Annotated in this window: 10 protein-coding genes; 4 read left to right on the forward strand and 6 right to left on the reverse strand. The window is 74.1% G+C overall.

Features of this window, described 5'->3' with window-relative positions; translation table 11 throughout:
• Position 1: 1 nt before the first annotated feature.
• Complete coding sequence (meaB, locus tag ABD973_RS06935; protein WP_345499238.1) at positions 2-985, forward strand: methylmalonyl Co-A mutase-associated GTPase MeaB; 984 nt, start codon at positions 2-4, stop codon at positions 983-985.
• Positions 986-1,041: 56 nt separating this feature from the next.
• Here meaB and ABD973_RS06940 read toward each other — a convergent pair whose 3' ends face one another.
• Entirely contained in the window at positions 1,042-2,043 is a 1,002-nt protein-coding gene (locus ABD973_RS06940; protein ID WP_125822855.1) for an asparaginase, read from the reverse strand.
• 123 nt (positions 2,044-2,166) lie between these two features.
• Between ABD973_RS06940 and ABD973_RS06945 the strand changes: the two genes are divergently transcribed.
• The gene (locus ABD973_RS06945; protein WP_042802011.1) at positions 2,167-2,616 is read left to right on the forward strand and encodes an Lrp/AsnC family transcriptional regulator; all 450 of its coding nucleotides are present in this window, start codon (positions 2,167-2,169) and stop codon (positions 2,614-2,616) included.
• A gap of 133 nt (positions 2,617-2,749) precedes the next feature.
• Entirely contained in the window at positions 2,750-4,579 is a 1,830-nt protein-coding gene (locus tag ABD973_RS06950; RefSeq protein ID WP_345499244.1) for an AfsR/SARP family transcriptional regulator, read from the forward strand.
• A 34-nt stretch (positions 4,580-4,613) separates the two neighbouring features.
• Here ABD973_RS06950 and ABD973_RS06955 read toward each other — a convergent pair whose 3' ends face one another.
• A complete protein-coding gene (locus ABD973_RS06955) occupies positions 4,614-5,174 on the reverse strand; it encodes a hypothetical protein (protein WP_125599755.1) in 561 nt (186 codons plus the stop codon).
• A 126-nt stretch (positions 5,175-5,300) separates the two neighbouring features.
• Positions 5,301-6,089, reverse strand: coding sequence for a 4'-phosphopantetheinyl transferase family protein (locus tag ABD973_RS06960; RefSeq protein ID WP_125599758.1), 789 nt, complete (start codon positions 6,087-6,089; stop codon positions 5,301-5,303).
• 219 nt (positions 6,090-6,308) lie between these two features.
• Between ABD973_RS06960 and ABD973_RS06965 the strand changes: the two genes are divergently transcribed.
• The gene (locus tag ABD973_RS06965) at positions 6,309-7,316 is read left to right on the forward strand and encodes a TauD/TfdA family dioxygenase (protein WP_345499252.1); all 1,008 of its coding nucleotides are present in this window, start codon (positions 6,309-6,311) and stop codon (positions 7,314-7,316) included.
• Positions 7,317-7,390: 74 nt separating this feature from the next.
• On the opposite strand, the gene ABD973_RS06970 is transcribed toward ABD973_RS06965, so the two are convergent.
• The 3 genes from ABD973_RS06970 to ABD973_RS06980 form a co-directional block, all read right to left on the reverse strand.
• A complete protein-coding gene (locus ABD973_RS06970) occupies positions 7,391-9,952 on the reverse strand; it encodes an FtsX-like permease family protein (protein WP_345499254.1) in 2,562 nt (853 codons plus the stop codon).
• On the reverse strand, positions 9,952-10,731 hold the full coding sequence (locus ABD973_RS06975; RefSeq protein WP_125599765.1) for an ABC transporter ATP-binding protein: 780 nt from the start codon (positions 10,729-10,731) through the stop codon (positions 9,952-9,954). Before ABD973_RS06975 ends, ABD973_RS06970 begins: the two co-directional genes overlap by 1 nt.
• Before the next feature lie 204 nt (positions 10,732-10,935).
• A complete protein-coding gene (locus tag ABD973_RS06980; RefSeq protein WP_345499257.1) occupies positions 10,936-11,652 on the reverse strand; it encodes a ferric reductase-like transmembrane domain-containing protein in 717 nt (238 codons plus the stop codon).
• Positions 11,653-11,681: the final 29 nt, after the last annotated feature.

Consider the following 11,681-nt stretch of genomic DNA (forward strand, 5'->3'; position numbering starts at 1 on the left):
GATGCCCCCGAGGATCGACATCGACGTGTACGTGAAGGGCGTGCTCGACGGGAAGCGCGCGCACGTCGCGCGCGCCATCACCCTGGTCGAGTCCACCCGGGCGGACCACCGGGCCCTGGCCCAGCGGCTGCTGACGGAGCTCCTGCCCCATACGGGAAAGGCGCGCCGGATCGGCATCAGCGGGGTGCCGGGGGTGGGCAAGTCCACCTTCATCGACGCGTTCGGCTCGATGCTGACGGGCCTGGGGCACCGGGTCGCGGTCCTGGCGGTGGACCCCTCGTCCACGCGCACGGGCGGCTCCATCCTGGGTGACAAGACCCGGATGGAGCGCCTCGCGGTCGACCCGGCGGCCTTCGTGCGGCCCTCGCCCTCGGCGGGGACGCTGGGCGGGGTCGCGAAGGCCACGCGCGAGTCGATGATCGTGATGGAGGCGGCGGGCTACGACGTGGTCCTGGTGGAGACGGTCGGCGTCGGCCAGTCGGAGACCACGGTCGCCGGGATGGTCGACTCCTTCCTGCTCCTGTCGCTGGCCCGTACGGGCGACCAGCTCCAGGGCATCAAGAAGGGCGTCCTGGAACTGGCGGACGTCCTCGCGGTGAACAAGGCGGACGGCCCGCACGAGCGCGACGCGAAGGCCGCGGCCCGGGAACTGTCGGGCGCGCTGCGCCTGATGCACCCGGCGGACGCGGCGTGGACCCCGCCGGTGCTGACGTGCAGCGCGCGGGAGTCCTCGGGCCTGGACGAGGTCTGGAACCGCCTGGAGCAGCACCGGACGGTCCTGGAGACGGGCGGCAGGCTGGCGGCCAAGCGGGCGGCGCAGCAGGTGGAGTGGACGTGGTCGATGGTCCGCGACGAGCTCCTGGACCGCCTCCGCTCGAACCCGGCGGTGCGCGAACTGGCCCCCGGTCTGGAAGCCTCCGTCCGGGCGGGCACCGTCACGCCGACGTCGGCGGCGGACCGGATCCTGGACGCGTTCGGAGGCTGATCCGGTCTCCCGGCGGGCCCGTCACCGTCGTACGGGGGCGGGCCCGCGCGCGTTCCCTACGCGTCGACCAGGACCGGGTCCGGGGTGCCCAGGGCCGCGCGCAGGGTCTGGGTGCGGGTGGCGGGGTCGGGGGCGGACAGGAGGGCCGCGAGGACGGCGATGCGGGCCTGGCCGGCGCGCAGGGTGCCGGTGGGGACGGCTCCGGCCGCGACGAGGTCGACCGCGCCGCCGTGCGTGTAGATCTCGGTGACCGGGCCGGCGGCGACCCGCGTGGTCAGGGCGACGAGGACGCCGCGGGCGACGGCGGCCCGTACGGCTTCGACGATCTCCGGGGTGGCGTTGCCCGCGCCGGTGCCGATGAGGACGACGCCCTGGGCGCCTGCCTCGACGGCGGCGTTCAGCAGCAGCGGGTCGGCGTCGGCGTGGTGCATGACCATGTCGACGCGCGGCGGCAGCTCGGGCATGGCGGGCAGGGCGAGGGGGGCCGGGCGCTCGGGGGTGCGGAGCACGGCGACCTTGCCGAAGCCGATCTTGCCGAGGAGTTCCTTCGAGGGGTCCGCGAAGGCGTCCAGGGCCACGGCCTGGGTCTTCACGGTGCCGCGGGCGGCGTGGACCCGGCCGGCGAAGGTGATCAGGACGCCCAGCCCGCGCGTGGTCGCGGCGGTGAGGAGGGCGTCGTAGAGGTTGCCCGGGCCGTCGCCGTCGGCGGAGCCCATGGGGAGCTGCGAGCCGGTGAAGACGACGCTGCGCGCGTCGTGGTGGTGCAGGTCGACCAGGAAGGCCGACTCCTCCAGGGTGTCGGTGCCGTGGGTGACGACGATGCCGTCGACGCCGGGGTCGGCGAGGACCTCGTGGACGGTGCGCAGCAGGGTCAGCTGGTGGGCGGTGGTGAGGCGGGGGCTGTTCACGCTGAACAGGTCGACGACCTCGACGCTGACGCCCTCGGGCAGCGGTGCGGTGGCCATGACCTCGCGGCCGTCCGCCTCGGCGGCGAAGCCCGAGCCCATCCACCGGCTGGCTATCGTCCCGCCGGTGCTGATGACGACGATGCGCCCCATGGCCACCCTTCCTTCGTATGCTTCGTACAGATTTTCTGGAGGGGGCAATGATAGTGACATCTACGCGCAATGCGATTGCGCGTTTGGGCCGAGCTGCAATAAAAGCTGAGTGATAATTGCGCGATGGACGCGATTGACCGTGAAATCTTGCGCGAGCTCCAGCGCGACGGCCGGCTCAGCAACCAGGAGCTGGCCCAGCGCGTGGGCCTGACCCCCTCCCCCTGCATGCGCCGGGTGCGCCAGCTGGAGCAGGACGGGGTGATCCAGGGCTACCGCGCGGTCATCGACCCCGAGGCGGTGGGCCGGGGCTTCGAGGTGCTGGTGTCGGTGGAGGTCCGCCGGGACCGGGACGCCGTCGAGGCCTTCGAGGCCGCCCTCCAGGACATCCCCGACGTGGTGGAGGCCTACCGGCTGTTCGGCAGCCCCGGCTGCCTGCTGCGCATCGCGGTCGCGGACCTGCGCGCGTACGAGCGGCTGTGGATCGAGAGGCTGACGGCGCTCGAGGGGGTCACCGAGGTCAACTCCCAGATCATCATGAAGCGCGTCAAGGACCCCACCGGCCTGCCCGTGTGAGTCGGCGCCACCCCCGTGGCCTGCGGATATCACCGCGGTCCGGGAGGCGCACGGCGAGCGATAACCCTCCAATAAGGCCCCCGCATAGCTTCTGGAATCCAGAACGGACGCTCACACCAGAAGGGGGTGCCGCATGGACTTCCGGCTGCTCGGGCCGATCGAGGCCAAACGGGGAGGCGGCGCTACGATCCCGCTCTCCGGTTCGAAGGTGCACACGGTGCTCGCCGCGCTGCTGCTGTCCGAGGGACGCGTGGTCTCCGACGCACGGCTCAGCGCGCTCCTGTGGGGGTGGGACCCGCCGGCCACGGCGAGCGCGCAGATCTACACGTACATGTCGAGGCTGCGCAAGCACCTCGGCGAGGAGATCGAGATCGTCCGGCGCCAGCCCGGCTACGTGCTGCGGGCGCCCGGGGCGTGGATCGACCTGACCGAGTTCACCCGGCTCGACCGGCTGGGCCGCGAGGCCCTCGCCGACCGGCGCTTCGAGGAGGCCGGGACGCTGCTGCGCGACGCGCTGGACCTGTGGCGGGGCACCGCGCTGGCCAACGCGACCGAGCAGATGATCGAGGCGGAGCTGCCCCCGCTGGAAGAGGCGCGGATGATCGCGCTGGAGAGCCGGATCGAGGCCGACCTGGCCGTCGGGCGGCACGAGCAGGTGACCGCCGAGCTGACCGGACTGGTCGCCGAGCACCCCGTACGGGAGCGGCTGCGCGCCCAGCTGATGACGGCCCTGTACCGCTGCGGTCGGCAGGCCGACGCGCTGCACACCTACTACGAGGGGCGCGCGGTCCTCGCCGAACAGCTGGGCGTGGACCCGGGCGAGGCGCTGGGCTCCACCTACCAGGCGGTGCTCGGCGGCGGACTGGGCCTGGCCTCGGCCGCGCCCCCGGCGTCCGCCGCGGAGGCCGCGGCGGCCGCGGCGGTGCCCGCGGGACGGGCCGCGCCCTCGACGCTGCCCGCGCCCTACGGGGAGTTCACCGGACGCGGGGCCGAACTGGCCGCGCTGTGCGAGCGGTTGACCCGCGAGGACGGCCGCCCGCGCCGGCTGCTGATCACCGGCATGGCCGGGGTGGGCAAGACGGCGCTCGCGGTGCGGGCGGCCCAGGACTGCGCCGCGCGCTTCCCCGACGGGCAGCTGTACGTGGAGCTGTGCCACCCGGACGGCGCCCCGAAGGAGCCCGCCGAGGTGCTGGTGCGGCTGCTGCGCGCCCTCGGGGAACCCCCGGCGGCGGCCGCCGCGCAGGATCTGGAGGAGCTGGTGCGGCTGTACCGGACCCGCACCTCGGGCGCCCGGCTGCTGCTGGTGCTGGACGGGGCGGTGGGCGACCGGCAGGTGGCGCCGCTGCTGCCGGGCGGCCCGGAGGCGGCGGTGCTGATCACCGGTCAGGCCCGGCTGGCCCGGGTGGCGGGCGCGGACACCACCGCGCTGACCCCGGTCGACGACGACGAGGCGATGGAGCTGCTGGCCTCGCTGGTGGGCCGGGACCGGCTGGAGGCGGACCCGGACGCGGCCGACGACCTGGTGGCGTACTGCGCCGGGCTGCCGCTGGCCCTCGCGGTGACGGGGGCCCGGCTCGCGGCGCGGCCGCACTGGCCGGTGGCCCGGCTGGCGGCCCGGCTGGCCGATCCGGAGGGCCGGCTGGCCGAGCTGGCGTATGGGGACGTGAGCGTGCGCGAGGCGCTGGTGCACTGCGTGCGCCGGGTCGGCGGCCCGGAACTGGCCACGCTGACCGGGCTCGCCGACTGGGACGGGGAGCCGTTCTCCGCCCAGTACGCGGCGCTGGTGCTGGGCACCGCGGAGGAGGAGGCGGAGTCGGCCCTGGACGCCCTGGTGGACGGCGCCCTGATGGAGCTGTCCGGGCTGGACGCCCAGGGCAGGCCGCTGTACCGGTGCAACGACCTGGTACGGCTGCTGGCGGCCTCGCTGACCACGCGGGACGCCTTCCCCTCCGCGGTGCGGTGAACCCGTGGCCGGCCGGGCACCTACGGGGCGGCGCTCACCAGGAGCTGTGGGAGCGCGGCTGGAAGGTGCCGGCCGGCCGCAGGGCGGGCTCGATGGTCTCCCGGACGATGGTCCACACGTCGCCGACGACCCGCTCGCGCGGCGGGCGCGGCGACCGGGAGAGGGCGTCGGCGGCGATGGCCCACGCGGAGGCGACCGCGGCGGTGGCCCGGACCTCGGCGGAGGGCTTCGCGGCCTTCGCCCGGGCCCGTCCCACGTCGATGCGGAACGCGAGTTCGGCGGCCTGGGCCAGCTGGACCTCGCGGATGAGCCGGGTGACGGGCAGCGCGAAGACGGCGGGCGAGAGCGGGTGTTCGTACACCCGGCGGACCCAGGTGGAGAAGCGCAGCCGCTCCCGCTCCTCCCAGCCGCCGCGTGCGGCCGGGCCCGGGTCGTCCTGCTCGACGGCCTCCGCGATCCGGGTGAAGTAGGCCTCCAGGTCCTCGGTGGTCAGGCCCAGCAGGGTGGTGCCGGCCGGGGCCTGGGACGCGGGCCGGCCGGGGCCGGAGTGGGCGGTGATCAGCTCTTCCACAGGGAGGAAGGACTCGATGGTCATGGCTCTGCGGGCCTTTCGCTGAGGCGGTACCGGGGCGGTCCGGCGGGGACGGGTGCGCGGCGGGCGCGGTGCTGGTGCAGGGGCTGGGGCTGGGGCTGGTGCTGGTGCTGGGGCGGTGCGCGGGTTTCAGGGGGTGGCCGGCCGGTCCGTGTGGTGGTGGACGGGGCCGTGCGCGGCGGGTCCCGCCGGCCGGGCCAGTGCCACGGCGACCCCGTCGAACACCCGGAGGTCCTCCACGGTCCAGGCGGTGGTCCGGCCGCGGTGGGTGTGGGTGACCCGGACGGGGCCCGTGCGGGCCGGATGGGTTTCCAGCAGGCCGAGTTCGACCCCGGACAGGCCGAGGCCGGTGGCCTTGACCACGGCCTCCTTCCGGGTCCAGATCCGGTGGAAGGCCGCGTCCCGTTCGGGCCCCTGGGGCAGGGCGGCCAGGTGGGCGCGCTCGGCGGGGGTCAGGTCCGGGTCGGTGGTCGCCGAGCGGCGCACGGGCCGCAGGGCCTCTGCGTCGATGCCGATCGCGGGGCCGGCGCCGAGCGCGAAGACACCGCAGCCGTTCGTACGGCTCGTGCTGAGCGCGAGCGGCACCGGCGGGACGACCAGCCGGGGCGGACCGTGGCTGCCGTCGCCGCAGCCGGGACAGGCGTCCCGGCCCAGGGCGATGTCCCGGGGTTCGAGGCGGAACAGCTCCCCGAGTGCCCGGCGGGCGGCGGCGCGGGAGCGGACGAAGGCCGCGGCGTCGCGTTCCGCGGGCAGGGACAGCGCCCGCCGGAACTCCTCGGTGTCCAGCAGCGGCAGGTCGGCCGGATCGGTGTTCTCGGGCGGACGCCACCACCAGACGTGGGCCTCCCCCTGGGCGCCCAGGGCGCCGGCCGCGGCGACCGCCGCGCCGTGGGCGGGGTCCTCTTCCCTCAATGCCATGAAATCCTCCCTTCTTCTCCCCCGTCGAACGGTGCGGGAACTGCGGCCGGCCGGCGTATTCCACCGGGGACAAAGCCGCCCCATAAGCATTCGGCGGACAACTATGTGCCGCCTATACCTCTTTTCGCTGCACGTTCGGGAGTGTTTTCCATAGGAATGTGATAGGGCACGTCCGGAAACTGACTCGGGTCAAGGCTCATCTACCCCGAGGAATTCTTCATGCCAAGGACGCGAGAGCACACCCTTACCCTTCCCGAGAGCGGTACGACGCCGGACGCCGTCACCCTCACCGACGCCGAGCGCGACGAACTGGTCGCCCTCGCCTCCGGGGTGCTCGCCGCCGGGCCGGCACGGATCGACGAGCCGGCCTGGCTGGACACCGTCCGGGACGCCTCGGCGATGCTGCCCCGCCGGATCCTCGCCGAGCTGCGCCGCTTCCGGCACGACGCCGGACCGGACGCGGTGCTGCTGCTGCGCAACGTGCCGGTGGTGGCGAGCGAACCGCTGCCGGAGACGCCGAGCGTGCCCGGTTCGGTGGAGCGGGTGCCGGCCGTGGCGTCGGCCCTGGTCACGGCCGCGATGATGCAGCTCGGCGAGGTCATCGCCTATCGCAGCGAGAAGACCGGCGCCCTGGTGCAGAACGTCGTGCCGGTGCCGGGGAGCGAGAATTCCCAGAGCAACGCGGGATCGGTTCTGCTGGAACTCCACGTCGAGAACGCCTTCCACGACAACAAGCCCGACTACGTGGGGCTGCTGTGCGTGCGCGAGGACGCGACGGGCGACGCCAAGCTGTGCACCTCCTCGATACGGCGGGCGCTCCCGCTGCTTTCCGAGCGCACGGTCGCGGTACTGGCCGCGCCGCGGTTCCTCACCGAGCCGCCGCCGTCCTTCGGCGACCTGAATTCCGTCACGCCGGCGCACCCCATCCTGGTCGGGGACCGCGAGGACCCGAACATCCTGGTGGACTTCGCCGCGACGCACCCGCTGGACGACGAGGCCGCGGCCGCCATGTCCGAGCTGCGCGAGGCGCTCATGCGGACGATGTCGGCGCTGGCGCTGCGGGTCGGCGACCTCGCCGTGGTGGACAACCGGCTCGCCGTGCACGGCAGGACCTCCTTCACCCCTCGTTACGACGGCCAGGACCGCTGGCTGCACCGGGTGTACGCGCACCTGGACCACCGGCGCAGCCGGGTGGACCGCAAGGGCGGCGGGGCGGTGCTCGACTGAGGACCGGACCGCACGCACCGAAGGCCGGAGGGCCGGCCCCCGTGAGGGGGCCGGCCCTCCGGCCGTGGTGGCCGCTACTGGCGCGAGCCGATGACGTCCGCGGGGCGGCCCGCCAGGGCGAGCCGGCCCGGGACCAGGGTGGCCAGGGCGGTGAGCACCGCCGCGAAGCCCAGCACCCCGAGGTACATCCAGGGGTCGATCGACGGGGACGCGGAGCCGGTCATCCCGACGCTGAAGGCGGTGAGCACCGCGAAGGCGATGCCGGTGCCGAGCACGGCGGAGATGAGGACCACCAGGGCGGACTCGATGCGGAGCATGCCCATCACCTGCCGGCGGGTGGTGCCGACGAGCTGGAGCAGGGCGAACTCGCGGATGCGGTCGGAGACCGACATGGCCAGGGTGTTGACCACGGCGATCGCGGTGAAGGCGATGATCAGGCCCATCGCCACGTAGTTGACCTCGGCGTTGGACTGCTGGACCTCGGCCTGCAGGTCCTCGACCTGGTCGCGGTCGAGGACACCGACACCGGGCAGGGCGCCGACGGCCTTCTGCAGCTCGGCGCGGCCGGGCTTGCCCTCGCCGGCGGTCTTGACCAGCAGCGAGGAGGCGAGCGGGTTGTCGACGTGCTTGACGACCAGTTCGTGGGACATCGTCAGGTCGCCGAAGCCGAGCCCGCGGTCGTAGACGGCCGCGACGGTCAGCTCGGTCTCGGTGCCGTCGCCGAGGGTCAGCTTCAGCGTGTCCCCCGGCTTCTTGCCGAGGTTGTCGGCGGCGACGTCGCTGAGGGCGACGGACTGCGGTCCGAAGCCGTCCAGCGTGCCGGCGCTGACGCCCGGGTCCCAGGTGTGGGTCAGGCCCTGCGTGGACACGCCCTGGGCCGGGTACTTCTCCAGGCCGACGCGCACGGAGGTGCGTACGACCTCGGTCACCGCGGACACGCCGGGGACCCGGCGGAGGCTGTCCGCGGCCTGGGCGGGCACCCCGGGGCCGGCCGAGCCGACGACCCAGTCGGCCTTGTTGCCGGCCTTGGCCTGGGCGGTGGCCGCCGCGCCCATGGTGGTCTGGACGAAGAACACCGTGCAGGCCATGCCGATCAGCAGGGCCAGCGGGGTGACCGCGGCGGACAGCCGCTTGGTGTTGGCGCGGGCGTTGGCGGTGGCCAGGTAGCCGCCGACCCGGGAGGCCCTGAGGGGGACCCCGAGGACGGCGACGGCGATCCGGGCGATCAGCGGCCCGAGCAGCGACACCGCCACCGCGAGGACCACGACCGACAGGAAGGTCACCGGGGTGGAGGCCGGTTCGCTGCGCAGCACCGAGAGGACCGCGAGCAGGACGATGCCGCCCGCCAGGAACGCGGCGCCGGCGCCGAGCCGGCCCCAGGCGAAGTTCCGCTGTTCCATGGCCGCTTCGGACAGGGCCTCGGCGGGGCGGATGCGGGCGGTGCGGCGGGCGGAGATGCGTGCGGCCGCCCAGGCTCCCAGCAGGGCCGCGCCGATCGCCGCGAAGAACGGGAAGACGCTGAAGGTGACTTCGAGGGTGTCGGGGATGGCCTTGAAGCCGACGAACTTGCCGTGCAGCCAGTAGGCGATGGGCAGGCCGGTGACCGAGCCGAGCACACCGGCGAGGGCGCCGACGATCAGTGCCTCGCGGCCGATGAGCTGGCGGACCTGCTTGGGCGTCGCCGCGATGGCGCGCAGCAGGGCCAGTTCGCGGTAGCGCTGCTGGATGGACAGGGCGAAGGTGCCGACGACCACGAGGATCGCGACGAGCAGCGAGGTGCCGCCGATGGCGCCGCCCATGGAGACCAGCTTGATGCGGGCCTTGGCGGCGTCGAGGAACTCGACCGGGCCGCGTTCGCCGCCGGTGACCACCTGGGCGGTGGTGCCGTCGAGGGCCTTCCTCACCTGCTGGGCGAGGTCCGCGGTGGACACGCCGGGCTTGGCCAGGACGCCGACCACGGCGACCTGGCCGGCGCGGCCGGAGAGCCGCTCGGCCTCGGAGTCCGAGAAGAACAGCGAGGTCTGCTGTTCCAGGTCGCCGCCGGCGGGCGCGGCGATGCCGCTGACGCGGTACTTGCGCGGTGAGCCGGTGGCCTGGACGGTCAGTTCGGTGCCGGGCTTGATGCCGGCCCGGCGGGCGAGTTCGCGGTCGACGACGACCTCGTCGGCGCCGGCCGGGGCGGCGCCCTCGGACAGGGCGAAGGGGGTCAGGGCCGCGGAGGTCCAGGAGTGGCCGTAGGAGGGCTTTCCGTCGACGCCCGGCACGACCTGCCCCTTGGGGCTCACCGCGTAGGCCGGGAAGGTGACCTCGGGCAGGGCGGCCTTGACGCCGGGCAGCGAGCCGAGGGTGGCGGCGGTGTCGGCGGGGAGCCAGACCCGCTCGCCGAGCGGCTTCTCCTTCTCCTTGGTCTTGGTCTTGTCACCCTTGTTCTTGACGGTGACCTGGTGGACGTTCTGGTCACCGCCGACGATCACCGGGGCACCGGCGTAGCGCTCGGTGCCGATCTCTCCTCTTAAACCCGTCTCCAGGAGGATGCCGCAGGCCGTGACGAGCGCGGCGGCGCAGAAGAGGGCGAGGAAGGCCCCGATGAAGCCGCCCTTGCGGGCGCGCAGGGTCTGCAGGGCATAGCGCAGCATCAGGCCCACGCTCCCAGGTGGGTCATGCGGTCGGCGACGCGGTCGGCGGTGGGGGCGTTCATCCGGTCGGCGATGCGGCCGTCGGCGAGGAAGAGGACGGTGTCGGCGTAGGAGGCGGCGACCGGGTCGTGGGTGACCATGACCACGGTCTGGCCGGTCTCGTCGACGCAGGACCGCAGCAGGGAGAGGATCTCCTTGGCGGTGACGGTGTCGAGGGCGCCGGTGGGCTCGTCGCCGAAGATGACGTCGGGGCGGGTGATCAGAGCGCGGGCGATGGCGACGCGCTGCTGCTGGCCGCCGGAGAGTTCGGCGGGCCGGTGGGTGGCGCGGCCGCCCAGGCCCACGCGGGTGAGGATCTCCTCCAGCCAGGCCGGGTCGAGGCGCTCGCCGGCCAGGCGCAGCGGGAGCTCCACGTTCTGGCGCACCGACAGGGCCGGGATGAGGTTGAAGGCCTGGAAGACGAAGCCGATGCGCTGTCGGCGCAGCTTCGTCAGCTGGGTCTCGTTCATCCCGCCGAGTTCGGTGTCGCCGATGTAGGCCTTGCCGCTGGACGGCTTGTCGAGGCCGGCCGCGCAGTGCAGGAAGGTCGACTTTCCGGAACCGGAGGGTCCCATGACGGCCGTGAACGAGCCGCGCTCGATGCCCACCGAGACCCCGTCAAGGGCGCGTACGCCGCGCCCGCTCTTTCCGTACTCCTTCACGACCCCGTCCAGGCGCAGCGCGAACCCGGGGGATCCGGTGCTGCTCTGCCCACGGAGGCTGTTCGTCTGGGTCCGCATGCGCGACCAGTCCTTCCCATGCGTTTGAGGGGGTTTGTCAGCAGCCCCATCCGCCCAAGTCGGCGGATGCAACACGCCGATCCTTGGGGGCGGGTCTATATTCCCTCTACGCGAGGAGGCCCCGGGCGCCGGTTTCCGGCCGGGGGCGGTGCCCTCCGGCCAAAGCCGTGCGGTCCGGGGCCGTTCGGTGAGCGGGGAGAGCGGTCAGCGGGGGCGGGGGCCCCGGCCCCGGCCTCGGCCTCGGCCTCGGCCTCGGGTGAGGCGGTACGCGAGGGCGGCGAGGGTGGCGGCGGCGCACAGGGCGTAGCAGGCGACGACCCAGCCCGCGGGGGTGCGGCCGGCGCCGAGTCCGTGGACGAGGCCGGCGGCCCAGCCGGCGTAGGCGGCGCCGTGCAGGAGGCGGAAGGGGCGGATCCAGCGGCGGGTGGCGAAGACGCCCCGCCACAGGCCGGTGAGCAGGGCGAGGACAAAGAGCTGGGCGGCCAGGGTGCCGAGGTCGACCAGGAGGTCCCCGCTCCCCCAGCCGAGTACGGCGTCGGCCGCGCCGATCTTCCGGCCGGCGACCTTGACGCCGATGTGGACGAGGAGGAAGCCGACGCCGGCCAGGCCGGCCGCGCGGTGCAGGAGCTGGGCGAACTGCCGCTGGGCGGGGGTGAGTACGTCGCGGAAGACGGTGGCGAGGCCGAGCATCACGGAGCCGGAGAGCGCGACGAGCGCGAACACGCCGGCCATCCGGTCCAGGAACTCCTGGACGGCGCCGCCGGCGAGGGGGCCCGCGCACAGCAGCAGGGCGACGACGAGCAGCCCGCCGGTGACGGCCGCGGCCCCGGGGGCGGGGGTGTGCGGGGGCCCCGGCCGGGCCGGGGCGGGCGCGGCGGCGGGGGCCGGGTCGGCGGTGCGGGTGGCGGTGGGCTGAGCCATGGGAGCTCCGGGAAGAGTCGGTCCTCCGT

It is taken from the genome of Streptomyces racemochromogenes (assembly GCF_039535215.1).
GTDB lineage: Bacteria > Actinomycetota > Actinomycetes > Streptomycetales > Streptomycetaceae > Streptomyces > Streptomyces racemochromogenes.

Coding starts and splice junctions, on each gene's coding strand:
- ABD973_RS06980 (WP_345499257.1), bottom strand. CDS start 11,652: ATGGCTCAGCCCACCGCCACCCGCACCGCCGACCCGGCCCCCGCCGCC.
- ABD973_RS06970 (WP_345499254.1), bottom strand. CDS start 9,952: ATGCTGCGCTATGCCCTGCAGACCCTGCGCGCCCGCAAGGGCGGCTTC.
- ABD973_RS06975 (WP_125599765.1), bottom strand. CDS start 10,731: ATGCGGACCCAGACGAACAGCCTCCGTGGGCAGAGCAGCACCGGATCC.
- ABD973_RS06950 (WP_345499244.1), top strand. CDS start 2,750: ATGGACTTCCGGCTGCTCGGGCCGATCGAGGCCAAACGGGGAGGCGGC.
- ABD973_RS06940 (WP_125822855.1), bottom strand. CDS start 2,043: ATGGGGCGCATCGTCGTCATCAGCACCGGCGGGACGATAGCCAGCCGG.
- meaB (WP_345499238.1), top strand. CDS start 2: ATGCCCCCGAGGATCGACATCGACGTGTACGTGAAGGGCGTGCTCGAC.
- ABD973_RS06965 (WP_345499252.1), top strand. CDS start 6,309: ATGCCAAGGACGCGAGAGCACACCCTTACCCTTCCCGAGAGCGGTACG.
- ABD973_RS06960 (WP_125599758.1), bottom strand. CDS start 6,089: ATGGCATTGAGGGAAGAGGACCCCGCCCACGGCGCGGCGGTCGCCGCG.
- ABD973_RS06955 (WP_125599755.1), bottom strand. CDS start 5,174: ATGACCATCGAGTCCTTCCTCCCTGTGGAAGAGCTGATCACCGCCCAC.
- ABD973_RS06945 (WP_042802011.1), top strand. CDS start 2,167: ATGGACGCGATTGACCGTGAAATCTTGCGCGAGCTCCAGCGCGACGGC.